This is a genomic window from Archangium sp. Cb G35 (assembly GCF_001896145.1).
In the GTDB taxonomy this organism is placed as follows: Bacteria; Myxococcota; Myxococcia; order Myxococcales; family Myxococcaceae; genus Archangium; species Archangium violaceum.
In genome coordinates this window covers 795,505-819,351 of the sequence record NZ_MPOI01000002.1, presented here as the reverse complement: position 1 = coordinate 819,351, position 23,847 = coordinate 795,505, and the positions used below count along the sequence as shown (strand labels likewise).

General features: G+C 68.7%; 13 protein-coding genes and 1 pseudogene. 8 read left to right on the top strand and 6 right to left on the bottom strand.

The features are described 5' to 3' along the window. Positions 1-4 precede the first annotated feature (4 nt). A complete protein-coding gene (locus tag BO221_RS09855; RefSeq protein ID WP_073560108.1) occupies positions 5-1,027 on the bottom strand; it encodes a hypothetical protein in 1,023 nt (340 codons plus the stop codon). Between the two features lie 473 nt (positions 1,028-1,500). On the opposite strand from BO221_RS09855, the gene BO221_RS09850 reads away from it, so the two are divergent. After that, the gene (locus BO221_RS09850) at positions 1,501-2,223 is read left to right on the top strand and encodes a methyltransferase (protein ID WP_083680889.1); all 723 of its coding nucleotides are present in this window, start codon (positions 1,501-1,503) and stop codon (positions 2,221-2,223) included. Between the two features lie 72 nt (positions 2,224-2,295). On the opposite strand, the gene BO221_RS09845 is transcribed toward BO221_RS09850, so the two are convergent. The 3 genes from BO221_RS09845 to BO221_RS56025 form a co-directional block, all read right to left on the bottom strand. Next, positions 2,296-5,256 carry a VIT domain-containing protein gene (locus tag BO221_RS09845; RefSeq protein WP_073560106.1) on the bottom strand — a complete coding sequence of 987 codons (2,961 nt, stop codon included), beginning with the start codon at positions 5,254-5,256 and terminating at the stop codon, positions 2,296-2,298. A gap of 98 nt (positions 5,257-5,354) precedes the next feature. Further along, on the bottom strand, positions 5,355-6,893 hold the full coding sequence (locus BO221_RS09840; RefSeq protein ID WP_073560105.1) for a choice-of-anchor Q domain-containing protein: 1,539 nt from the start codon (positions 6,891-6,893) through the stop codon (positions 5,355-5,357). A gap of 54 nt (positions 6,894-6,947) precedes the next feature. Then, positions 6,948-9,989 carry an ELWxxDGT repeat protein gene (locus BO221_RS56025; RefSeq protein ID WP_083680887.1) on the bottom strand — a complete coding sequence of 1,014 codons (3,042 nt, stop codon included), beginning with the start codon at positions 9,987-9,989 and terminating at the stop codon, positions 6,948-6,950. Positions 9,990-10,210: 221 nt separating this feature from the next. Between BO221_RS56025 and BO221_RS09795 the strand changes: the two genes are divergently transcribed. Together BO221_RS09795 and BO221_RS09790 are read left to right on the top strand one after the other, a co-directional pair. Continuing rightward, positions 10,211-11,944, top strand: a complete 1,734-nt coding sequence (locus BO221_RS09795; protein WP_158079808.1) for a CocE/NonD family hydrolase — start codon at positions 10,211-10,213, stop codon at positions 11,942-11,944. A gap of 247 nt (positions 11,945-12,191) precedes the next feature. Continuing rightward, entirely contained in the window at positions 12,192-12,710 is a 519-nt protein-coding gene (locus tag BO221_RS09790; RefSeq protein WP_143195352.1) for a hypothetical protein, read from the top strand. Positions 12,711-12,849: 139 nt separating this feature from the next. Here the strand turns inward: BO221_RS09790 and BO221_RS09785 are convergent, their stop codons facing one another. Beyond that, positions 12,850-13,716, bottom strand: coding sequence for an aldo/keto reductase family oxidoreductase (locus tag BO221_RS09785; RefSeq protein ID WP_073560102.1), 867 nt, complete (start codon positions 13,714-13,716; stop codon positions 12,850-12,852). A gap of 75 nt (positions 13,717-13,791) precedes the next feature. Here BO221_RS09785 and BO221_RS09780 point away from each other — a divergent pair, with 75 nt between their 5' ends. From BO221_RS09780 to BO221_RS09760, 5 genes are all read left to right on the top strand, one after another. Continuing rightward, positions 13,792-14,706, top strand: a complete 915-nt coding sequence (locus BO221_RS09780) for a LysR family transcriptional regulator (RefSeq protein ID WP_073560101.1) — start codon at positions 13,792-13,794, stop codon at positions 14,704-14,706. A gap of 119 nt (positions 14,707-14,825) precedes the next feature. Then, on the top strand, positions 14,826-17,834 hold the full coding sequence (locus BO221_RS09775; protein WP_073560100.1) for a sensor histidine kinase: 3,009 nt from the start codon (positions 14,826-14,828) through the stop codon (positions 17,832-17,834). 159 nt (positions 17,835-17,993) lie between these two features. Then, positions 17,994-19,214, top strand: coding sequence for a cytochrome P450 (locus BO221_RS09770; protein WP_073560099.1), 1,221 nt, complete (start codon positions 17,994-17,996; stop codon positions 19,212-19,214). Positions 19,215-19,503: 289 nt separating this feature from the next. Continuing rightward, entirely contained in the window at positions 19,504-22,104 is a 2,601-nt protein-coding gene (locus BO221_RS09765) for a kelch repeat-containing protein (protein WP_073560098.1), read from the top strand. Next, entirely contained in the window at positions 22,037-23,338 is a 1,302-nt protein-coding gene (locus tag BO221_RS09760) for an Ig-like domain-containing protein (RefSeq protein WP_143195351.1), read from the top strand. The genes BO221_RS09765 and BO221_RS09760 overlap by 68 nt, the downstream gene beginning before the upstream one ends. Before the next feature lie 44 nt (positions 23,339-23,382). Here the strand turns inward: BO221_RS09760 and BO221_RS09755 are convergent. Next, positions 23,383-23,778: pseudogene (locus BO221_RS09755) on the bottom strand (nucleoside deaminase); the annotation flags it as partial. Positions 23,779-23,847 lie beyond the last annotated feature (69 nt).

The window sequence follows — 23,847 nt, the reverse complement described above, 5'->3', positions numbered from 1 at the left end:
CGGCTCAGAGGTAGTTGAGCAGCAACGTCCCGGAGCAGCTCAGGGAGCCGACATTCTGGATGGTGAAGTAGTACTCGCGCTCAGCAGTGCCGTCCGTGTTGATCTTCTGCTGGTAGTAGGTCCGCGACACCCTGAGATCGCAGGTGTCGGAGGCGCTCGCGCCAGCCGGGGACAGCCCGGGCGCGTAGACGCGGTCGAGCGGGTTGGCGTTGTTCCAGACCCAGGATTTGGTCGCACCCGGGGCCAGGGTGCCGGTAGACCAGGACGAGGCCGAGCTGGTGACGCTCGCCAGCTGGATGTCACCCTGGCAGGCGATCGCGCCGACGTTCTTCACCGTGAACTTGAACTCACGCTCTCCGCCGGGCTGCTGGGTGTACCAGGTGTTGGTCACCTCGAGCTGGCAGGGGTTGGCGCTGGTCGCCCCGGACGGCGAGACGCCGACGATATGCGAGGCGGTGAGCGGGTTGGCGTTGTTCCAGGTCCAGCTCTTCGACGCGCCGACATCGATCCCACCGGTTGCCCAGGTGGCGGTGCGGGTCTGGGAGTCGAGCAGGATGTTCGTGCCGCAGGTGATGCTGCCAATGTTCTTGATGTTGAAGTGGAACTCGCGCTCACCGCCGTACTGCTGGACGTCCCAGGTGCGGGTGACCTCGAACTGGCACGGGCCCGTGGTGGCCGCTCCCGTCGGCGACAAGCCCACCTCGTAGGCGGAGGTGGCGCTGGAGTTGTTCCAGTACCAGTGCTGGGTGGCACCGGGCGCCACGGAGCCCGAGTACCACGACGACGTGAGCCCCATGAGGCCAGGGGTCACGGCCATTCCCCGGACACCCTCTTCAGCCGCGGCCGCCCTGCCATCGAGCGCGGGGAGCTCCGCCTCCTGGGCGGTGTCCTCGGAAGTGCCCGGGAGCACCTGGGACGTCTGCTCCGCGTTGTTGTCATCGGCGGGCAGGTCACCCGCATCCACTCCACATCCCGTGAGAGACAGGGCCCCGAGGACAGCCAGCGCGGCAAGATTGGTGGTCTTCATTGGTGAGCAGCTTCTTTCTGCCGGATGGATGGATGACGCACCCGTGGCGGTCGGTTCCGGTCACCGACTGCTCGGACGAAGCCTGTTGGGAAAAAGAGGGGCTTTGCGCCTCTGGCGCGTTCACCCGGTAAGGCGTCTCTTCCGTGCTTCACCGGAAATAACGACGGTCGAATTCGATCTTCCCGCCAGGCCCCTTTTTTTCGAGATGGCTGGGCTTCTTGGAATGGGCGGCTGGGTCTGGGATGCGAAGGCCGGGCGCTGGCCTGAGCTGAGAGAGCCGCACGGCCCCGTCGACCTGCACCTGCTCAGCGAACAGCGGCGTGGGCGAGCGCCCAGGGCGTCCGGCAACCGACAACCGCCTGGGCCTGGTGAACGAACTCCGTGTGCGGGGTGTCAAAGTGCACCAGAAGCGCCGCGTGATCCCGCTCTTGCGGAATCGAGCGTACGGTCGTCCGGCATGAGCTGGGGGGAACATGGAGACATCAGGCAGCGAGATGCTCGAGGTCGTCACCGGCGTGCTCCAGCGGAGCCAGGCCGAGACGTTTCCTCATGAGATTCAGCAATTGGGGATGCCCTTCGTGGTGTTCCGCAATGTGTTCTCTCCCAAGTACCTGCCGGCCGCCGAGAACTTCGCACGTGCGTTGCCATTCCGGCGGGGAATGCACTTCCTGGAGATTGGGCCGGGAATCGGGGTGATTTCCGTCGCGGCGGCGCTCGCGGGGGCCGAACGGGTGGTGGCGATCGACATCAATCAGGACGCCGTCGACAACACGCGCGCCAATTTCGTGAAGCACGGTGTCGAGGCTCGCGCCGACGCTCGCCAGGGGGATCTCTTCAGCGCCCTGCGCCCCGGCGAGAAGTTCGACCTCATCTTCTGGAACGTGCCCTTCTTGCACGAGACTCCCCCCGAGTTGGGGCTCCTGGAGCGCTCGATCACCGACCCCAACTACGAGACCGTGAAGCGCTACATGCTCGAGGGGCTGGAGCAGCTGAGGCCGGGAGGCCGGCTCACCGCGGGCTTCAGCAGCACCATCGGAGACCTGCGCTTTCTCGAGGCGATCGCCCAGGCGGCAGGTCTTACGACGGAGATCTTCCACCGGGAGGAGGTCCCCGTATACAGCCCGGTGGATGCCCCTCCCGAGGCCTCCAAGCCCTTCATGCTGGAGATCTTGAACATCTCCCGGGCACATTCCTAGAAGGGACGGCAGGTCCCAGGTGCGCGGAACCGGGGCAAGCCCACCTGCGCAAGCCGCGCGGAAACGTCTCCGTCACTGGAGCTTGCCGATCCGCACCTTGCCGATCTCGACGAGGTCCTTCGCGCCCTCCAGGCGCAGCGTGAGCACCTGGCGCTGCTCGCCCGGCCGCCCATAGCGGGTGATGACGGTGGCGGTGACGGTGGCCGGCCCCAGCAGCGTCTGCTGGCGGGAGCCGTAGTAATGCGCGCGGATGGTGTAGGTGCCCGGCAGGGCGCGGTGGAGCACATACTCCTCGGGGCCGTAGCCCTGCGTGAAGTCCCGGGACACGAGCCCGCCCTGCTCGGTGCGGTTGTGGCTGTAGTTGGCCGTCTCGCCGGTGGGCTCCTCCACGTGCAGGTCCACGTCCGTGAGGTCCGCGTCCCAGGAGAGGACGATGCGCACGTCCACGTCGAGCAGTTTGCGCAGCCGCGCGTCCAGCTCACAGCGCACCGGGGGGCCTCCGGCCTGGAGGCGCTCGGCGAGCGCGAGCAGGCGGTTGAGTTCCATGAGCGCGATGACCTCGATTTGGGGGAAGCGGTCCCACGTCTTCATCACCACCTGGGTGAGCAGCTCCATGGCCTCCTCCAAATCCGGCACCGAGCGCGAGCCCTCGCCGCGCAGGGAGAGCGCGAGCGCGAGGTCGCGGTAGGACTGGGGCTCCTCGGGGCGCAGGCGCAGCACGCCGCGCAGGACGCGGATGGCGGTGTCGAGCTCACCGGCCTGTTGCAGCCGCCACGCGTAGACACGCAGCAGGGCCGGGTCCTCAATCCGCAGTTCCGCGAGGTTGGAGAGCACGCGCAGGCCGAGCGGGCGCTGGCCGCCCTTGAGCAGGAAGTCCGCGCAGTCCAGCAGGAAGGCCGGGTTGTTGGCGTAGTCACCGCGCGCCTTCAGGTAGGCCGCGTAGGCCTTCTGGGCGCCGGCGGCGCGCATCGCCTGGAGGTAGGGCGTCTCGGGGTTCCACTCGGTGATGGCGATGCTCGACTCGTTGCCACCGGAGTCCGGTGCCTTCTTGGCCGGCTCGGCATGACGCGCCACGGGAGCAGCAGCGGAGGGCGGAGGCGCCGCGGCCCCCGCTCCGAAGGAGTCGTCCCTGTCCATCTCCCGGGCCTCGCTCTCGGCCACGGGCTCTGGCCGAGGAGGCGCCCCGGCCTCCCCCTCCCTCCGGGCGCTCGCGCCCTTCTTCTGCTTCTCCCTCGAGCCGAAGTCCGGGGACACCTTGAACTCGGTCTCCCACCAGCTCACGCGCTCGCGCCACATCGCCAGCACCTCGTCGATTTTGGCTTGCTTCCCCTGCTGCTCCGCCTTGCGGCGCTCGGCGCGCTGGGCGAGGAACTGGGCGCGCATCCCGGCCCGCGAGGCCGGCGGCTCGATGTCGTGTTCGAGGTACTGCTCCAGATTCTCCAGCACGAGCATCGAGGTGCCCGGCGTCACCAGGCCGAAGCGGCGGCCCAGGGCGGTGAGCTCCTGGGCGTGCTCCACGGGCAGGGCGGACAGCTCGGCAATGCGCCGCTGGGCCCAGGCGAGCGCCGCGTGCGGGGCGTCGACGGCCTCCGCGCGGCTCACCGTGACGCTGCGCCGCGCCACCTCCTGGGAGCCCGCGCCGTAGACGAGCGTGAGGGTGGCCTTGCTCGCGAGCAGGCGGCCCGCGACCGTCACCGGCCCGGTAATCGGCTGGGCGCGCGGCAGCACGTCGGCGAGGCTCGCGCCATCAGCCTCCACGCGCAGCAGGCGCCACGGCGGGGACACCACGCGCGCCACGGCCCGCCCCACCTCCTCGTGCGCGAGGTCAATCACGTCCCCGTTGGCGGCGATGCGGCGCAGCACCGCCGTGTCCGCGCCCGCGCCGTCCACCACGGCATACACGGGCGCCGAGCCCGTGCGAGGGAGCGAGGCGCCCACTGTGCCCAGGCCGTCCGAGAAGAACAGCCACGCACCCACCGTCTTGTCACTGGCGAGGTCCAGCGCGCCGAGGCCCGTGCCGCCGTCATAGACGACTTGCCCCAGCTCATCGCGCAGCGCCTGGGGCGAGAGGACGCGAGCGGGCTCGGCCTGGTCCCTCACCACCACCAGCTTCACCTCGGCGGCGGGCCAGCGCGCGAGCAACTGCTGGAGAAAGGCCAGCTCGCGCCGGTGGTCTCCCGCGCGGCTGCTGGAGGCATCCCAGACGATGCCGAGCCGGCGCGGCGGCGGCAGGGGCGCGCCTGGGGGCGGCAGCTTCGGCAGATCCGTCACCATGGCGTAGCACTCGCCCTCCGCGCGGCAGCCCACCGCCACGGACGGCTCCTGGCGCACGGGCAGCTCCACCACGAGGTCCGCGCCGGGGCGGGCGTCCTGGAGCCGCTGCTCGGCCACCCAGCTCTCGTTGGCGCGCACCGCGACGAGTTTGCCGAAGCCGCCGCTGAAGCGGGGAGGCGCCGCCGGGCCGCGCACCACCTCGATGCGCACGGAGGCCTCGGGCAGCACGCCGAAAGGCAGCGGCAGCCGGTAGCCGGCGGACTCCTCGCGCACGGCCAGCTCGGTCATGTGGCGCACCTGCACCGTGCGCGTGCCGCCCGCGGGGATGGGGTAGATGCGGGTGCGGAAGCGGTCGCCGCGCACGTGCTCGACGAGGCCGGGGTCCACGCCCTTGCGCACCTCCTTCTCGAAGGCGATACGCGCCTCCTCCTTGGGCACCACCACGCCGTCGACGAGCTGGCCACCCACGTCCAGCGCGTAGCCGCTCACCGTGGCGCCGGGCGGCAGGGGGAACTCGAGCTGCCCCTCGAGCACGCGGCGGTTGGGGTTGTGGAAGACGAGCGTGGTGGTGGTCTCCGCGAGCATCCCGTGCACGAGGGCGCGCACCTCCAGCCGCTTGAGCTCCACCGGGCGCTCGGCCTCGGGGACGAACAGGATGCGCGGCGGCACGGGCGGCGCCGGAGGCGGAGCGGGGCGTTCCGGCTCGGCGGCGCGGGCCACCGAGCACAGGAGCAGGACGGCGATGAGGGGACGGAGCATGGTTCCTCCCGAAGCGGGTGCCCCCGGTGTAGCACGAGGGCGCGGACCTACGCCCCGTCCCGCGCTACCGCTTGCGCGGGCCCTGCTTCGGCGAGAGGTCAGGGAAGCTCGACCGCCCCCGCAGTACAGCGCTCGGCGCGCGGCTGGCCACGCTGGTCGGTCGACGGGCATCCGGTGCCGAGGCCACGCGCGGGACTGGTCGCTCCGGGGACCAGGGTCTCCGTGTCGCCCCCGTGGTGGCCAAGCCCGCCGAGCAGTGGATCCGCCACCAGCGGCGCGGCCGTGCACTCCGCGCCGCCCGGCCACTCCAGGTTGCCTTGGCCGGCATGCGTCTCGTTGCAGCCCGGGACCCACATGGCGGTGTTCCCCGCGATGAGCGTGTTCTGGAGCGTCAGGCCGCCCCCGAAGATCGCGCCGGCGATCTGGTCCCGCGCCGTGGAGCGGTTGTTGGCGATGGTGCAGTTGAGCAAGGTGCCGCCGCGCAGGTTGCTCAGCCAGAGGCCTCCGCCATTGCTCCCGAACGCAGTGTTCCCGGCAACCGTCACGTTGGTGAGCTGGACATCACTCGTGTGGAGCCAAAGCCCGCCGTTGTAGAACGCCTTGTTGCGCGAGACCGTGCTGTTCGTCATGCGCAGCGTCAGCCCCTGCAGGTACATCCCGCCCGCGTTGCCTGAGTCCGTCGCCGTCACCCGGTTCGCATCGACCGTGGTCCGGTCCATGGTGAACGTACCGTTGTCGTGGTTCGACACGCGGAAGAACCCACCACCGATCGCGCCGGCCTCGTTGCCTGTCATCCGCACGCCGCAGAGGGTCGTGACCTCGCCGGCACCATCCATGTAGATGGCGCCTCCGCAGCCCCCATTGCCCGGGTTTCCGCCGTACCCCGTTGCGGCGTTGCCGGTGAAGGTGGAGTTGATGAGGGTGAGGCCGCCGTTGAGGCTGCCCACCGCGCCCCCGTTGCTCGCGGCATTGTCGATGAAGGTGCTGCCCACGATGACCGTCTCGCCGCCCCCGAAGCCGTAGATGGCTCCGCCGGCGATGTCCTGACCGGGGGACGGAGCCCGGTTCCCGACGAAGGTGCACCCGATGACCTTCAGGCTGCCCCCGTCCCGGTAGATGGCGCCGCCGCCAACCGCGGTGTCTTCACCCCCGCCGGCACTGCGTCCGTCGCGAAAGGTGAGCCGCTGCACGACCAGCAGTGGCCCGGTCACGTCGTACGCGGAGTCGAGCAGGAGGATGCGCGACGTGCCGCCGCCACTGAGCGTGATGCGGCCGCCGCCGTCGAGCACCGCCGCCTTGGTGAAAGTGATGGGAGAGGAGACGGTAATCGTTACCGGGAACTCGCCGCAGTTGAAGACAATCACGCCCCCGCGAGTGGCCGCCGCCTGGAGTGCCGCCGCCGTGCAGCTCGCCGCGGTACCGTCGCCCACCACGGTGGCCGGGGTGGAGACGTCCACCAGCGCAGGCGCCTCGCAGCTCGCGGGCGGGGGCTCGAGCCCTCCATCGGGCCACGTCCCCCCGTCCCCTGACGTCCCAGCGTCGGACTGCGTGCCACCATCGGCGTCCGTCCCCGGTACGGACGGGCAGGCGATGAGCAGCGTCACCGGGAGGAGGAAGGGGAGGAAGGACGCTCGCACAGGACACCTCGGAAGGGGGACAGCGGGCATGGGGATGTTCAGAGAGGAGGGCGCTTACGGCGAGGGCAGGATGCCGAGCTGGAACGTGCCGCACTCCGTGTCGTAACCGTCCACGCTGATGAGCAGCGTCTGCCCGGCGGCCACGCTCACGGTCACGGAGGACTGGAGTGTCTCGCCCGTGTCATCGTTGCACCCGAGCAAGGCACCGGAGGCCGGGGCCGACACCTGGAGGCTCGTGTCGTAGTTGGACCCATTCGTAGTGAACACGAAGGTCCCCGTGGAGGGCGCGGTCCAGGAGAACGAGACATCCGGTGCCAGGGCGTTGTTGGTGCAGCTCGGAGTGACCTGTCTCAGCGCATCGCAGGTGGAGCCCTGGGTGACGAGGGCGCCCGTGGCCGAGCCCAGGTCCGCGGGGAAGGGCACGAATCGGGGCTCGCGGCCGTTCGCCTTGTCGCCGGCCATGAAGAAGAGCCGATCTCCCACCCTGGCCAGCGAGTTGGGATCGGACGAATCGGGACCGGGGACGACGTCGACCCGCCGGAAGGTGCCCGCCGCGGTCCCATCGGTCTGCCACAGCTCCGCGCCGCCAGCCGTGTCCACACCCGGGAAGAGCGCCAGGCCACGGTCCGCCACTCCGAGGATGCTGACCAGGTCCCCACCCGTGGCGCTCACGCCGTTGCCCGGACCTGGCGTCAGGTCCACCAGCAGGCTCGTTCCCACCTCGGTGCCGTCGGTGCGCCACAGCTCCCAGCCGTGGGTCTCGTCATAGGCGGCGAAGACCATCTTCGAGCCCACGGGTGTGAGTGAATGCGGGCCGGAGTGTCCTGGCCCAGGTTGGATGTCCTTGAGCAGGAACGTCCCGGCCGCCGTGCCATCGCTCCGCCACAGCTCGTAACCGTGCGGCCAGTCACCCGCGAGGAAGTAGAACAGGCCCTGATGGGAAACCGGGTAGGCTACCTCGACGCTCTCGAGCCCGTCCTTGACGAGGACTGTTCCGCTCGCCGTCCCGTCGCTCTTCCAGAGTTGCACCACGCCGTATCCATCTCCTGTGCCGAAGAACAGGGTTCCATTCACGGCGGTGAGGTGTGCGAGGTAGGAGTACGTGCCCCCCAGTGGAATCTTCACCAGGCTCGTGCCGCCCACGGTCCCGTCACTCTTCCACAGCCCAGGGGCATGCACGTCATCGCGGGCCTCGAAGTAGAGCGCTCCGCCCATGACGGCGAGCTCGGCGACGTTGCCGGAGGTGCCTCCGCTCTTGATGAGGACGGTGCCCGCCTCGGTCCCGTCGCTGCGCCACAGCGACATGCCATTGACGCTGTCATGGGCCGTGAAGAACAGGGTCCCGTTCAGCTCGACGAGCTCATCGATGTAGGAGCCGTCCGGACCCGGGTTGATGTCGCTGACGAGTGCCGTCCCGTAGGCGGAGCCATTGCTCTTCCAGAGCTCGAGCCCATGGACCCCATCGTCCGCGGAGAAGAAGAGGGTCTGTCCCACACGGACCGCGCCGGTCCGTGAACGGTACGGAGACTCGGAGCCCAGCCGAGCGAAGGTCCTGAGCAGGAACGTACCTGCCGAAGTGCCATCGCTCTTCCAGAGCGACTCACCGGGGGTCTCATCGGTGGCGACGAAGAAGACGCTGTCTCCCACGACAGCGAGCGCTTGGGTGCGGGCCTGGGAGTCGCGCGTGCCCGTCCACAGGCCCATCATCTCCCGAGTCGTCTTGGCGGTTCCGGTTGTCCTCCAGGTGAGTTGCGGGACGGAATCATCAGGGAACTCCGGCAGGGCGAAGAACAGCGCACTGCCCACGGGGGTCAGGAAGTGGGGCTTCTCGAACCAGGGCGACTCCGTCTCGGACCAGCTCTTCAGGGACACGGTTCCCGCGGCCGTGCCATCGCTGCGCCACAGGGAGCGAGTGCCCGTGGAGACCGAGGCGGTGAAGTAGAGCCCGCCGTTCCAGGAGAAGAGCTCTCCGGGCTTCGAACCGGCCGAGCCCGTGACCAGCTCCTTCACCAGGAGCGTGCCCGCGGCCGTGCCATCGCTCTTCCACAGCTCGCTGCCGGAGGCCGCCTCGGTCGCGGCGAAGTAGAGCGACGTGCCGTGCGCGGTGAGCCCGCTCAGACCACCGCTGAAGCCGCGGACCTGGGTCGCCGTCGTGCCATTGATCTTCCACAGTGCCCCACCGGACGAGAAGAAGAGGGTGCCGTTGACCGCCACCATCTCGGAGATCTGCGAGGACTGCGTGGACACGGCGACGGTACCCGCGGGCGTTCCGTCGCTCTTCCACAGTGTCTTCTCCGCGACGAGAAAGAGCGTGCCCCCCACCTGGGTGAGGCGCTCCGGAGCGTAGTAGCTGCGGCTCAGGGTGAACGTCGTGAGGCGCACGGCCCCGCCCGCGTCCAGCTTCCACAACTCGGGCTTGTTCGTGGCGTCCCTCGCAGTGAAGAACAAGGTGTTGCCCACGGCGAGCAGCTTGAGGTCGTCGGCAATCCCGAGCGACTGGACGAGCACGGTACCCGCCTCGGTGCCATTGCTCTTCCAGAGCTGCTGCTCGCCCTCCTGTTCGTAGATGAAGAACACCGTCCCGCCCGCCTGGGTCATGGTGGCGATCTTGTCCGACTCGACGGCCTTGGGCAGGCGCTTCACCAGGACCGTTCCAGCCGCGGTGCCGTCACTCTTCCAGAGTGCATCCGTGGTGAGATCGCTCCAGCCCTCGCTCCGGGCCACGAAGAAGACCGCGCCCTGGGAGTGCGTCAGGAACCTGGGCGTCGAACTGGCCAGGCCCGGGGCAACATCCCTCACGAGAGATGTGCCCGCCTCGGTCCCATCGCTCCGCCACAGCTCGCTGCCGTGCAGTCCGTCGCTCGCTGCGAAGAGCGTCACGCCGCTCGACAGGGGCGCGAACCCGGACTCGAGCCGCGGAAACCGCGCCGGCCGGGTGTTGATGTCCCGGACTCCGGGGGTGCCCAGGTTCAGCTCCGCGCGCGTGGTGCGAGGAGCCAGCTCTTGAACGGCCTCCGCCCACTGGGTGTCACTGCAGCCGCCAAGGACGGCAAACGTCCAGACAAGCAGGGCCCGAATCGGTCTTGTTGCTTTCAATGGATGTCTCCCGACAGGGGAGCGAGTGCAAACGAGTGAGGGCTTCTCCCCCCTACCCCTCGCTTCCAGAAGAGGGCGGATATTAGCGTGACATGGGCCTGAAGGAGCAGGACGGTCTCCGATGTCTGCCCATGATGCTCAACAGCGCACTGGGGGATGGGGTGATGCTCCGGGCTGGATCGGAAGCTTACGCCGCGCTGTCCCCCATGGTAGGGTGTGCCATGCGTGCCATCGTGCTTGGCCTCCTCTTTGTCATGTGTGCGCAGACCGCGCGCGCTGCAACGAAGACCGAAGTGATGGTCCCGATGCCCGATGGCACGAGACTGAAGACAGATGTCTGGCGTCCGGATCCGGCGCAATTTCCAGGGCCGCGCCCGGTCATCCTGCGTCGCACGCCCTACGGCCGCGGGTTTCCGTTCCCCCAGTCCCTCCTCGTGTGGAACCTGGCGGATCTGAACGGCTACATCGTCGTCTCCCAAGACGTGCGCGGGCGGGGAGGATCCGAGGGGACGTTCCTGCCCTTCTTCACCGATGCCGTGGATGGTCCGGCGACGATGCGCTGGATCGAGCAACAAGACTGGTGCGACGGCAACATCGGCTCTTTCGGCGCCTCCGCCGAGGGCATCGTGCAGCTCCTGGCGCTCCCAGATGCGCCGGACTCGCTGCGCTGTGCCCACGTACAGAACGCCTCCGACAATCTGTACGACTCGCTCATGCCGGGCGGCGCCTGGCGCGCCGAGCTGACGACGTCTTGGCTCAACGGCTTTCCGACGCCGACGACGCTCGCCGCCTGGCGCGCCCACGAAGCAAAGAGCACCTACTGGGACCCGGTGATCATCGATGCGGCCGAGCGCAGCCGGATTCGCGCTCGCGTGTACATGACCGCGGGTTTCTTCGACATCTTCGCGCTGCAGCAAACAGCGGCATTCTCGCACTACGTGACGGACTCGGCGCCGGGCTCCGGTCACACGTTGGTGCTCGGCCCCTGGACGCACGGCGACGCGCAGACTCCAATCGGTGAGCTCGCCTACGCGAACGTGGCCGCACCAACGGACGACAACCTCGCATTCTTCAACCATTGCCTCAAAGGGCAGGGAACTCCCAACTGGCCGTCGCTGCGCTACTTCGTCACGCAGATTGGCGACGATGGTGCGGCTGCGACCGGAGAGTGGCGACAGGGCACGCTCTGGCCGCCTCCGGAGAGCATCCGGACGCCTTGGTATCTCACCGCCGCGCAAGACGTCACGACGTTGACCGTCGATCCTTCAAACCCGGTTCCGACCGTGGGCGGGGCGAACCTCTCCGTGGCGGACGGTCCTCGCGATCAGTCGGCGCTCGATGCGCGCGGCGACGTGCTGACGATCACCACCGCGCCGGGAACTTCTGACTACGAGCTCATCGGCAACCCCAAGGCCCGGATCTACGCGGCGAGCGCCACGACGGATGTCGACGTCGTCGTGCGCCTGACGCAGGTCGCGCCGAATGGCAAGTCGCTCCTGCTCACCGACGGTGTGCGCCGCGGGCGCTTCGTCGCCGATCCGTCCGTGCTCACGCCGCTCACGCCGGGAGCACCCGTCCCGTTCGAGCTCGACCTGGGTCCGGTTGCCGTGCGGGTGAAGGCGGGTCACAGCCTCCGCGTGGCGATCAGCGGGACGAACTCGCCGCACTACGAAGTGAATCCAAACGTCGCCGAGCCGTTGTCCTCGTCGCCGCCCCCCGTGATGACGACGCTCTCCATCTACACGGGCCCAGCGCACCCAAGCACGGTCACCTTGCCCGTGGCGAGCGGAACACCACCGCTACCACCACGACCACCGACACCACCGCCCGGTGAAGGCGTCGACGCGGGCGCTCCCACAGGCTGCAACTGCGGAGCCGGCCCTGGCCAGGCTGTCAGCATATGGGTGGCCGGGGGCGTCATCTTCGCGCTGCGCCGTCGCCGCCGCCACGAGTAGCGGGCCCAATCCGGGGCCTGAGCTACCCTCACCCCGCCCCCCTCCCGAGGGGAGAGGAGACGGCAGTGCACCGGGTGGAGCGGGTGCTGCCGCACGTGCCATCCTCGGCGCCTCCAGCCAACGTGTGGCACCCGTCCGGTGGACGGGTCGCGCGGCCACGAACGCCTGAATAATGGCGCGCGGCCCGCGTCAACCCCCCACTGTCGAGCAAAACCGTCGTCCTTCTTCGCTCGCGGAAAGGTGTCTCATGTCTCGTCGTGCTGCGCTCGCCGTCGTCTGCCTCACCTGCCTCCCAGGCACATCACTGGCCGGTCCCAAGCCGAAGCGCCCGCCTGCGCCGCCTCCACCTCCGGCGGCATCCACGTACAAGCACGCGAGCGCACTCACCGCGCGCGGCGTCGAGACGGTGCTCACGGATCCGTCGACGGGACTGCGGGCCATCGCGGGAAAGGGCCTGTACGAGTATGCCCCTGGCGACGGCTTGATCATCGATCGCGTTCCCGCCGACGACAAGCTGCCCGCGAGCGACGACGATGCCATCGAGCTGCGCCTGCACGGCCTCCAGGGCTTCGAAGGGCAGATTCGCACGCCGCTCGCCAGGCTCCTCAAGCCGTATCGCCTGCAGCTCGTCTCGTTCGCGAACGGCGCGGCCGAGCTCGCCGTCGAGTACGAGGGGCGCGCGTACCGCTGCACGGTGACGCTCGCGCCGGCCGAGATCGCGCTGCTCAAGGCGGCGGCTGTTGACGCGACCTGCAGCGCGAGATAGCGCGCTCGAGAACCGGCGCCAGGTTCATCGCGAAGCGTTTTGGTCCGACAAAAACCGATTGGGTCCCCCAAGGTACTTCACGCCTCCTCGTGAGGAGTGGGTTCGACTCAATGCGGCGGGAATCGACCCCGCCGCTCCGTTAGAGCCGTTCGAGCGTCTTCATGGCGTCCACGGGCAGCTCGAGCTCCGCAGCCGCCAGATTCTCGCGCAGGTGCTCGACGCTCGAGGTGCCGGGGATCAGGAGAATGTTCGGCGAGCGCCGCAGGAGCCAGGCGAGTGCGACCTGCATCGGCGTCGCCCCCAGCTCCTTCGCGACGTCCGACAGTGTTGTCGATTGAATGGGCGAGAAGCCGCCGAGCGGAAAGAACGGCACGTACGCGATGCCAGCGGCGGCGAGCCCCTCGATGAGGGCATCGTCGTTGCGGTGCGCGAGGTTGTAGTGGTTCTGCACGCACGCGATCTCGGCCATCGCGCGGCCCTCCTCGACTTGCTTCGCGGTGACGTTGCTGAGGCCGATGTGGCGGACCTTCCCCTCACGCTGCAGCTTCACGAGCACGGAAAGCGGCTCCGCGATCGATCCTTCGGAGGGGCCCTGTGCATCGAACATGGCGCGCAGGTTCACGATCTCGAGCGTATCGACGGAGAGATTCCGAAGGTTGTCGTGGACAGCGGCCGTGATGTCTTTGGCGGAAAAGGCCGCCTCCCAGGAGCCCTGCGGGCCGCGCCTCGCACCGGCCTTCGTCGCGATCACGAGATCCTTCGGATACGGGTGCAGCGCTTCGCGAATGAGCTGATTGGTGATGTGCGGGCCGTAGATATCGCTCGTGTCGATGTGATTGACGCCGCGCTCGACCGCTTCCCGCAGCACGGCGAGCGCTGCGTTGCGATCTCTCGGTGGTCCGAACACGCCCGGTCCGGCGAGCTGCATTGCCCCGTATCCGAGACGCTTCACCGTCCGATGGCCCAGCTTGAACGTTCCTGCTCCTGCGAGGTTGTTGTCTCTCATGGCGAGGACTTTGGCATTGGAACGGCTATACGATAAGACCGCCTGGCCGGCACGGGCTGTGCGGAAAGGCGAACAATGGCGATCAACCTGGAAGACGTTCGAGTCTTCGCCGCGGTGGCACGCGCCGGCGGCTTCCGCGAGGCCAGCCGCGCGAGCGGCACGAGCGCATCAAGCGCGAGCGAAGCCGTGCGGAGGCTGGAGGCCGAGGTTGGCGTTCGACTGCTCAATCGCACGACCCGCACCGTCGCGCCGACCGAGGCGGGCGCGCGCCTTCTCGAGCGGCTCGGCCCCGCGCTCGCCGAGATCGTCTCGGCGCTCGACGTCGTGAAGAGCTCTCGCGATCAGCCGGCCGGTACGCTGCGATTGAACGTTCCCACCGTCGCGGCGCGGGTCGTCCTTCCTTCCATCCTGCCGGCGTTTCTCGCCGCCCATCCCCATATCCGGGTGGAGGTGACGGCGAACGACGAACCGGTGGATATTCTCGCGGTGGGCTGCGACGCAGGCATCCGGTACGAGCAGACACTCGAAAAGGACATGATCGCGGTCCCGATTGGTCCGCGCGAGCAGCGCTTCGCGCTGGCCGCATCGTCCGCCTACCTCGAACGGCACGGGCGCCCGAATCATCCGCGCAAGCTGCTCGAGCACGCCTGTCTGCGCGTTCGCTTCGCGAGCGGTGCCCTGGTCGCATGGGAATTCAAGCGCGACGGAGAAGCCCTGAAGGTCGATCCGACGGGTCCGCTCGCCGGCAACCTCGGGAATGGAGTGGATCTCCTCGTGGCTGCCGCCATCGAGGGGACCGGCATCCTCTACTTGTTCGAGGACCTGTTACGGCCGCACTTCGGGAGTGGCGCCTTGAGGCCGATTCTGGAGCGCTGGTGGCTCCGCTTCCCCGGACCGTTCCTTTACTACTCGAGCCGGCGCCACATGCCGCCCCCACTCCGCGCGTTCGTCGACTTCGTCCGGCGACCGGCCGTCGAGCCGCAAGGCTGAGCGGGAAGCTGGAGAAGCTTCAAGCCATCCGATACGGGTGTTTTCCTGGCAAAGGGGATGTGGTGACCGGACTGGCGGACGAGCGAGGCTGCAGAACCTGTTCGGCGAGGGGAGCGTGCGTGCGCGCGATCCTCTGGCTGGCGGGGTGCTTCCTGCTGCTGACGCTCGGCAACGCCGCCCATGCGCTGGACACCACGCGCCACATCGGCCAGTTCCATCACACCGCCTGGACGGTGAAGGAAGGCGCACCGGGGCAGATCACCGCGCTGGCGCAGACGCGCGACGGTTATCTGTGGCTTGCCACGCAGATCGGCCTGTTCCGCTTCGACGGCGTGCAGTTCGAGCGCTTCGACCCGCCGGATTCCAATGCCTTCCCCGCCACCAGCATCTCGGCGCTGTATGCGCCGGAGAGCGGCGGGCTGTGGATCGGCTTCCGCTATGGCGCGGTGAGCTTCCTCGAAGGCGATCGGCTGACTCATTACGGCGAGGCACAGGGCCTGCCGACCAGCACCGTGTTCCGCTTCGCACAGGACCAGGGCGGCACGCTGTGGGCGGCCACGTTCACCGGCCTGGTCAGGCTGAAGAACGATCGCTGGGAACGGCTCGGCGCGGAGTGGCGGTTTCCCGGGCGGCAGGCGCGCACCGTGTTCGTCGATCGCGCCGGCACGCTGTGGGTGGCGCTGGAGCGCGGCGTGGCGTTCCTGCGCAAGGGCGCTGCCGCGTTCGAAAGCGTGGCGGCGCCGGCCGGGCGCATCAGCCAGATCGCGCAGGCGCCCGATGGTGGCATCTGGATCGCCGAATCCGACGGCGCCGTGCGCCAGTTGCCGCTGGATGGCGGGCATCCGGCGACGCAGGCGCTGGCGCATCCCTCGGCGGGCCTGCTGTTCGACCGCGACGGTGCGCTGTGGGCAACGACGCTGGGCGAAGGCCTGTACCGTCTGCAGCAGGGCAGCGCGTTCGAAGCATTCCGGAGGAGCGACGGGCTCAGCTCCGATTACTTGCAACCGTTGATGGAGGATCGTGAAGGCAACCTCTGGATCGGCAGCAGCCGCGGACTGGACCGCTTCCGCCACTCGAACGTGGTGCCTGCGCTGCTGCCGGATGGCGCGCAGGACTTCGCCATCGTGCCGGGCGATGCGGACACGCTGCTGACAGGCAGCCGCAACAACCCGCTCATGCGCCTGCAGGGGCATCGGCTTTCGTTCCTCGATCTGGCGCCTCCCATCACCGCGGCACATCGCGACAAGGACGGCGTGATCTGGCTGGGTGGGCCGAACGGGCTGTGGAAGCTGCAGGGCGGGCGGCTCTCGGAAATCACCGCGTTGCCGATCGGCAACTACTCCGGTGTCCAGGCGATCGCGAAGAGCCGCGATGGTGCGTTGTGGGTGTCGTTGAACACACCGGGCGTGTGGCGCCTGTCCGAAGGCCGGTGGCAGCACTTCCAGGAGCTGGAAGGCATGCCCGAGGGTTCCTCGCCGCTCACGCTGCTGTGCGCGTCCGACGGCACGCTGTGGATGGGCTTCGCCCGCAACAGGATCAGCCGGATGAAGGAGGGCGCGATCCATGAGCTGGCCAGCGCGCAGGGCCTCGCGGTGGGCAATGTCACCGCGCTGGTCGAAGGCGCGAACGGCATCTGGATCGGTGGCGAACGCGGACTGGCGTCGTTCGCGAACGGCCGGCTGCGCAGCGTGCACGCGGCGGAGGAAAGTCCGTTCCGCGGCATCACGGGCATCGTCGAAACCCGCGAGGGCGATGTGTGGTTGAACGGCGCGCGCGGCATCGTCCATGTGCCGTCCGCGCAGCTCGCGCATCTGTTCGACGAGTCCGGTCGCGGGCCGGCCTACGAGCGCTTCGATTTCCTCGACGGCGTGCCAGGCATCCCGGCGCAGTTCCGGCCCATTCCGACGGCCGTGGAAACCGGCGACGGCATGCTGTGGTTCGCCACCACCGGCGGCCTGGTTTCGATCGATCCCGCTTCGATCCGGCGCAACCCGATTCCGCCGCCGGTGCGGATCCAATCGGTCGTCGCGGACGGGCAGGCCCATGCGGTGGGTGCCGGCCTGCTGCAACTGCCCGCGGGCATCCGGAACCTGCAGATCGCCTACACCGCGCTGAGCCTGTCCATCCCCGAGCGCGTGCGCTTCCGCTACAGGCTCGAAGGCCACGACGAGGCATGGCAGGACGCGGGCACGCGGCGCGTGGCCTTCTACAGCGATCCGGGACCAGGCACGTACATCTTCCGCATGATGGCCGCCAACAACGACGGCGTGTGGAACGAGGTTGGGGATTCGCTGACGCTGACCATCGCGCCGCTGTACTACCAGACCACCTGGTTCCGGTTGCTGTGCGTGCTGCTGGTGCTGTCGATCGTGTGGATCGCCTACCTGCTGCGGCTGCGCCATCTGGCCCAACAGATCCGCCTGCGCATGCAGGAGCGCTACGGCGAGCGCGAGCGCATCGCGCGCGAGCTGCACGACACCCTGCTGCAGGGCACGCAGGGACTGATCCTTCGGCTGCACGCGACCAGTCAGAGACTGCGCGAGGAGGATCCGGTGCGGCAGGACCTGGAGAAGGCCATGGACCTGGCCGAGCGCGCGCTGGCCGATGGACGCGACCGCGTGAGCGGCCTGCGTGGCGATGTGCAGTCCTGGCAAGATCTGGGCAGCGCGCTGCTGCACGTGCGCGACGAGGTGCACGTCCAGTCGATGCCGGACATGCGCCTGATCGTCGAGGGAAAGCCCAGGCCGCTGTTGCCCGGTGTCGCCGAGGAGCTCTACCTGATCGGCCGCGAGGCGGTGCTCAATGCACTGCAGCATGCGCGTGCGGACACCGTCGAGATCGAACTGGGCTACCACCCGCGCGAACTGCGCCTGCGCATCCGCGACGACGGCGTCGGCATGCCCGAGCACGCCCCCAGACGGCCCGGCCATTGGGGGCTGGACGGCATGTACGAACGCGCCGAGCGCATCGGCGGGCACCTCGACATCCTCTCCCGCGTCGGTGCGTGGACGGACGTAGACCTGCGCCTGCCCGCGGCGGCCGCCTACCCGCGCCGCCGTCGCGCGCGCTGGTCCGCGTTCTGGCGCTGGGCGCTGCGCAGGTTCTTTCGCCGCGTCACTCGCGCGTGACCTTCTGAAGTCCCGGCCAGCACCTGACTCACGCCGCAGGGCGGGCAACTGAGCGTGCGCTCCTTCTCACCTCGCCCTTTTTTACTCGGGCTTCCGTCACAAGAGGATCGCGCGCCTTCCACAAAGACAACGTCTGAACCGACCCCTTTGTGAGGACCCATGCCTTCGTCCGCAACGCCCGCGATCCTGACTCCTGAAACCCTGAGCGATCCCTGGCCCCTGTACCGGCAACTGCAGGAGGAGGACCCGGTCCACTGGTCGGAGGAACTCCAGGCCTGGCTCGTCACCCGCCACGAGGATGTCACCGGGTGTTTCCGCGACCCGCGTCTGAGCGCCAACCGTACCCAGCTCTTCGCCGAGCACCAACTCGGGGGACTCGGGCCGGAGCTGGTGAAGGATTATCTACGCGTGGCCGAGGGCATGATGCTCATGAAGGACGGCACCGAGCACACCCGCTTGCGCCGGCAGGCCAACACGGGCTTCACCTCGCAGGTGCTCGACGGGTGGCGTCCCACCATCCAGCGCATCATCGATTCGCTGCTTGACCGCGTCCAGAAGCGGCGGCGGATGGACGTGGCCGCGGAGCTCTCCGAACCCCTGCCCGCGCTCGTGATGACCGAGCTGTTCGACATTCCCGCCGAGGACCACGAGCGCTTCCAACGGTGGTCCAGCGACACTGCCACCTTCTTTGGCGCCGCGGTGGGGGATGTGAGGAGCGCCGCGCTCCGGGCCAATGAGGGCTCGGCCCAGCTCTCGCGCTACCTGACGGCGGCCATCGATGCGCGCCGCGAGTGCCCTGGCGATGATCTGCTCAGCCTGCTGTTGCGCTACGAGGAGCAGGGCCGGATGAGCACCGAGGAGCTGGTGTCCAATGCCGTCCTCATCCTCACCGCCGGGCACGTCACCACCATCGACCAGCTCAGCAACGGCGTGTACGAGCTGCTGACGCACCCCGAGCAGCTCGAGCAGCTGAAGCAGCAACCGGAGCTGTGCAAGGCGGCCGTCGAAGAGCTGCTGCGCTACACCCCCGCCGTGCCCTTCATGCACCGCGTGGTGGCGGAGGACCTCGAGCTGCGAGGGCGCACCCTGCGCAAGGGCCAGATGGTGTTCCTCGGCATCGCCGCCGCCAACCGGGATCCGGACGTGTTCGCCGACCCCGGCCGCTTCGACATCACCCGCCAGAACAACAAGTATGTGTCCTTCGCATTCGGGCCCCACTTGTGCCTCGGAGCCGGGCTCGCGCGCCGCGAACTGGAGCTGGCCCTGCGGACCCTGTTGCGCCGCATGCCGGACCTCCGGCTCGACGAGCAGCGGCCGCCGCGCCTCAAGTGCAACAGCCTGCTGTTCCGTGGGTTCGACTCGCTGCCGGTTCGCTGGTGAGCGGTGAACAAAGGCTGAGACTGGCGCGTCTGGATGCAGGCCGGGCATCCGCCTGCGCCCCGTCTCTCCTGGAGCATTCAACATGCAGCGCGACAGCAGTTTCCGTCTGTCTCATTTTATTGGAATCAGGTTCTGGCCACTGTTGCTGGGCGTCTTGTGGCTCCACTGCAGTCCCGCTGCCGCTCCCGCCGAGGAGCACGTCGCGCGGCCAGTGTTGAAAGAACGCCCCCTGGCGCAGGCGGTAACGACAGAGCAACTCTTGACGGGGAGCTCCAGGTCCACCCGCCCCATGGCGGTGGCCCGCGCCCAGCACACGTCGACCCTGCTCCCTACGGGCAAGGTGCTCGTCACGGGTGGGGCCGACGTCCAGGGCAACGCGCTTGGCAGCCTCGAGGTGTACGACGTCGCGACGGGCGTGTGGGCTTCCGCAGGCTCCCTGGTCGAGGCCCGATACAATCACACGGTGACCCTGCTTCCCTCCGGCAAGGTGATCATCGTTGGAGGCCGCCGCGGCGTCTCCAGCAGCGTCTCCAGCAGCGTGGAGGTCTACGACCCCGCGACGGGAGCCTGGCCACACATCAACGGCCACCTGAACGCGGCCCGGTACAATCACACGGCGACCCTGCTGCCTTCGGGCAAGGTGCTCGTCGTGGGAGGATGGGACGGCCACGGCGCCATGACCAGCGTGGAGGTCTATGACCCGGAGGCGAACACCTGGACGCCCACGGGCGCGCTGCCGTCCCCTCGAAGCAACCACACAGCGACCCTGATGCCTTCCGGCAGGGTGGTCGTCGCCGGTGGCTGGGACGGCGAGCACGCCCTGGCCAGCGTGGACGTGTATGACCCCGAGACGGGCACCTGGACGTCCATGGGCGCGATGACCTCGCCTCGAACCCGTCACACGGCGACCCTGTTGCCTTCGGGCAAGGTGCTCGTCGCGGGAGGCTCCAACGGCAATGACAGCCTGGCCAGCGCGGAGGTGTATGACCCTGGAACTGGAACCTGGACCGCCACGGGCTCACTGGCCATCGCGCACGACAACGCCACGGCGACCCTGCTTCCTTCGGGCAAGGTGCTCGTCACGGGAGGACAGGGCAGTCCCGGCACTCGCATGGAGCTCTATGATGAGGCGGGGGGCACCTGGGCGAGCAGCGGCGACCTGACCACCTCGCGGGCCTCGGCCACGGCGACCCTGCTCCCCTCGGGTGAGGTGCTCATCGCCGGGGGCTCCAGCGGCAATGACAGCCAGAGCAGCGCGGAGCTGTATGCCCCCAGGGCAGGGACATGGACTCCAACCCGCGCCCTGACCGTGCCCCGCCTCGGTCACACGGCGACCCTGCTCCCCTCGGGCAAGGTGCTCATGGCTGGCGGCGAAAACGAAAGCGGCCTCCTGGCCAGCGCCGAGGTGTTTGATCCTGGGACGGGCACCTGGACCCCCACCGGCTCCATGAAGTTGCCCCGGACTGGCCATACGGCAACGCTGTTGCGCGATGGAAAGGTGCTCGTGGCTGGCGGCGCCAACGGAGGCGCCCTGGCCAGCGCCGAGGTGTTTGATCCTGGGACGGGCACCTGGACCCCCACCGGCTCCATGAAGTCGCCCCGGGCTCGCCATCCGGCAACGCTGTTGCGCGATGGAAAGGTGCTCGTGGCTGGCGGCAGCGGCAGCAGCAACGGAAGCACCCTGACCCTCGTAGAGGCCGAGGTCTATGACCCCGAGACGGGCCTCTGGAGCTCCACCAGCGCCATGAGCGTTGCACGACGCAGCCACACGGCGACGCGCCTGCTGGACGGCAAGGTGCTCGTCGTCGGCGGCGAAGCGCCCGCCGCCAGGTCCTCCGCGGAGCTGTATGACCCCGAGAAGGGCACCTGGGCCTCGACGAGCAACCTGAACGTGCCGAAGTACAACCACACGGCGACCCTGCTGCCCTCGGGCAAGGTGCTCGTCGCCGCGGGCTCCTCCAACAGCACCGGATATGAGCGGCGCACGGAAGTGTATGACCCCGCTGGGGGCACCTGGACCCTGAGCGGCACGTTGAACGTGGGCCGCCACAGCGCCAGGGCGACATTGCTGCCCACGGGGCAGGTGCTCATTGCTGGCGGCGCCATCGCCGCCGGAGCCATTGCCAACGTCGAGCTCTACGAGCAGGAAACAGGCGGCTGGGCTTCCAGCGCCCTGTCCATGAACCATCCCCGGCAGTTCCACGCATTGACGTTGTTGCCCTCCGGCAAGGTGCTCATCACTGGGGGGGCGGACTTCGACGTCGTCCACGCCAGCGCGGAGATCTATGAGGACACGGGAGCGCTCGACGCATGGCGCCCCACCCCTGACGCCGCGGTCTTGAGACCCGGAGCGGCCGCGCACCTGACCGGCAACGGCTTCCGCGGTGTCTCGGAGGCGAGCAGCGGGAACACCCAGGGCTCCGCCACCCACTTCCCGATGCTCAGCCTGATGGCGGTGGAAGGAGGTGCCGTGTGGCGCGTGCCCTCGGCGAACGCGTCGGACACCTCGGTGACGGGCGCCCTGCCCCAGGTCCCGGCGGGCTACTACTTCCTCACGGTCGTCACGAACGCCATTCCCGGTGGGCGCGTGGTCCGCGTCCAGGGCACTCCTTTTCTGCCCCCCACGGTGGTGACGCCGGCCGCGGACGCAATGGTCAATACACTTCTCACCTCTGGCACGGCCGAGGTGGGCAGCACGGTGACCCTCCTGGTGGATGGGAGAGAGGCAGGGACCACGCGGACCGATGCCAATGGAGGCTGGACCCTCACACCGGGCATCGCGCTGGGACAGGGCCGCCACACGCTGACGGCCCGGGCCACGGATGCGGCGGGCCATACCAGCCAGGATGCCCCCTCCCGCGACTTCTACTTCGATTCGGTGGCCACCTGACGCTCCGTGGGTGCAGGTCCCCGCGCCAGACTCCGTGGTGAGCACCGCGACACCCCTTGTTTCCGGCATGGCCGAATCCGGCAGCACGGTGACCCTCATCGTGGATGGAATGCCGGTGGGGACCGCGTCCACCTACAACGGCGGTCGCTGGGACTTCCCTCTGGAAACCGCGTTGGCCCAGGGGATTCACTCCGTCACGGCCCAGGCAACGGATCCGGCCGACAATCGCAGTGTGGAGTCCCCTCTTCACGCCTTCTCCGTGGACTCCGTGGCGCCTGGCGCTCCGGTGGTGGTGACCCCCGCCCCTGGCGCCGTGGTGAACACCTCGGCCCCCGTCGTCTCCGGCACGGCCGAGCCGGGCAGCACGGTGACCCTCTTCCTGGATGGACGGGTCGTGGCGACCGTCGTGGCCTCAGCCACGGGGAGCTGGAGCTTCACACTGGACGTCGTGCTGCTCACGGGGAGTTACTCCCTCACGGCGCAGGCAACGGATGCGGCCGGCAATACCAGCCAGCAGTCCCCTTCCCACACCTTCCGTGTGGACCTGGAGGCGCCGGATGCTCCGGTCGTGATGACGCCGGCCCAAGACGCCGTGGTCACGACCCAGACGCCCATCATCTCCGGGAGGGCCGAGCCCGGCAGCACGGTGACCCTCTTCCTGGATGGAGTGTCCGTGGGGAGCACGACGACCCACGACACGGGCACCTGGAGCTTCACGCCGGGTACCGCGCTGGCCCAGGGGCGGCACGCCGTCACGGCCCAGGCCACGGATGCGGCGGGCCACACCGGTCCCGTGTCCCCTCCGCACTTCTTCAGCGTGGACTCGATAGCGCCGGATGCCCCGGTGGTGGTGACCCCGGCTCCAGGCGCCGTGGTGAATACAAAGACGCCTGTCATCTCCGGCACGGCCGAGTCCTTCAGCACGGTGCACGTGACCATCGACGGGACCATCGTTGGAAACACCCAGGCGGACGGCGGCGGCAACTGGAGCTTCATGCTCGCGGAGCCCCTTGCGCCGGGACGTCACACGCTGGCCGTCAGCGCGGTGGACGCCCAGGGCAACACCAGCACGGCCTCCGCCCCGACGTCCTTCACGGTCAGCATCCCCTCCACCGGGCTTCCCCCCGAAAGCGAAGGATGCACGGCGGCCCCCGGCTCCGCCACGAGTTGGGTGGCCATCGCCCTCGGCCTCGGCTGCCTGCGTCGCCGCAAGAAGCAGGGTGCCGCCAGGTAGCGCAGGCCAGCGGTTCGAGCCCCTGACACCTGAACGGCTCTACCTCACCGTTCAGGCTGATGGCGCTTCCATTCGTCGTACAGACCCTGCTCGCCTGCCGGGCGCAGAGGCCTCAAGGGGAGGGACTGACCTCGAGGCCCGCGCGCCAGCTGCGCGTAGATGAGCGCCGTGGAGAGACCGAAGGCTTCGCCCTCCTCGTTGGAGTAGGCGAAGAAGGCGCCCTGGATACCGCACAGGTGCATCGCGGCCAGACACATCGGACAGGGATGGCCGCTGGCGTAGATGACACAGCCGCTCAGGCTGGCGCTCCCCAGGCTCTGGCTGGCATTGCGAATGGCCAGAAGCTCGGCATGGGCGGTGGGATCCTTCGTCTGATTGACCTCGTTGACCGCGCGCGCGAGCACCCGGCCATCTCGCACGAGCACGGCTCCGAACGGACGGCCACCCGCCTCGACTGGCCCGTTTCACCCGGAGCACTTCCATGTCAATCTCCCGCGCTGTGAGGCCAT

Excerpts from the sequence above, each read along its gene's own strand:
- BO221_RS09855 (WP_073560108.1), bottom strand. The coding sequence starts at position 1,027 with ATGAAGACCACCAATCTTGCCGCGCTGGCTGTCCTCGGGGCCCTGTCT.
- BO221_RS09850 (WP_083680889.1), top strand. The coding sequence starts at position 1,501 with ATGGAGACATCAGGCAGCGAGATGCTCGAGGTCGTCACCGGCGTGCTC.
- BO221_RS09845 (WP_073560106.1), bottom strand. The coding sequence starts at position 5,256 with ATGCTCCGTCCCCTCATCGCCGTCCTGCTCCTGTGCTCGGTGGCCCGC.
- BO221_RS09795 (WP_158079808.1), top strand. The coding sequence starts at position 10,211 with ATGCGTGCCATCGTGCTTGGCCTCCTCTTTGTCATGTGTGCGCAGACC.
- BO221_RS09790 (WP_143195352.1), top strand. The coding sequence starts at position 12,192 with ATGTCTCGTCGTGCTGCGCTCGCCGTCGTCTGCCTCACCTGCCTCCCA.
- BO221_RS09785 (WP_073560102.1), bottom strand. The coding sequence starts at position 13,716 with ATGAGAGACAACAACCTCGCAGGAGCAGGAACGTTCAAGCTGGGCCAT.
- BO221_RS09780 (WP_073560101.1), top strand. The coding sequence starts at position 13,792 with ATGGCGATCAACCTGGAAGACGTTCGAGTCTTCGCCGCGGTGGCACGC.
- BO221_RS09770 (WP_073560099.1), top strand. The coding sequence starts at position 17,994 with ATGCCTTCGTCCGCAACGCCCGCGATCCTGACTCCTGAAACCCTGAGC.
- BO221_RS09765 (WP_073560098.1), top strand. The coding sequence starts at position 19,504 with ATGGCGGTGGCCCGCGCCCAGCACACGTCGACCCTGCTCCCTACGGGC.
- BO221_RS09760 (WP_143195351.1), top strand. The coding sequence starts at position 22,037 with ATGCGGCGGGCCATACCAGCCAGGATGCCCCCTCCCGCGACTTCTACT.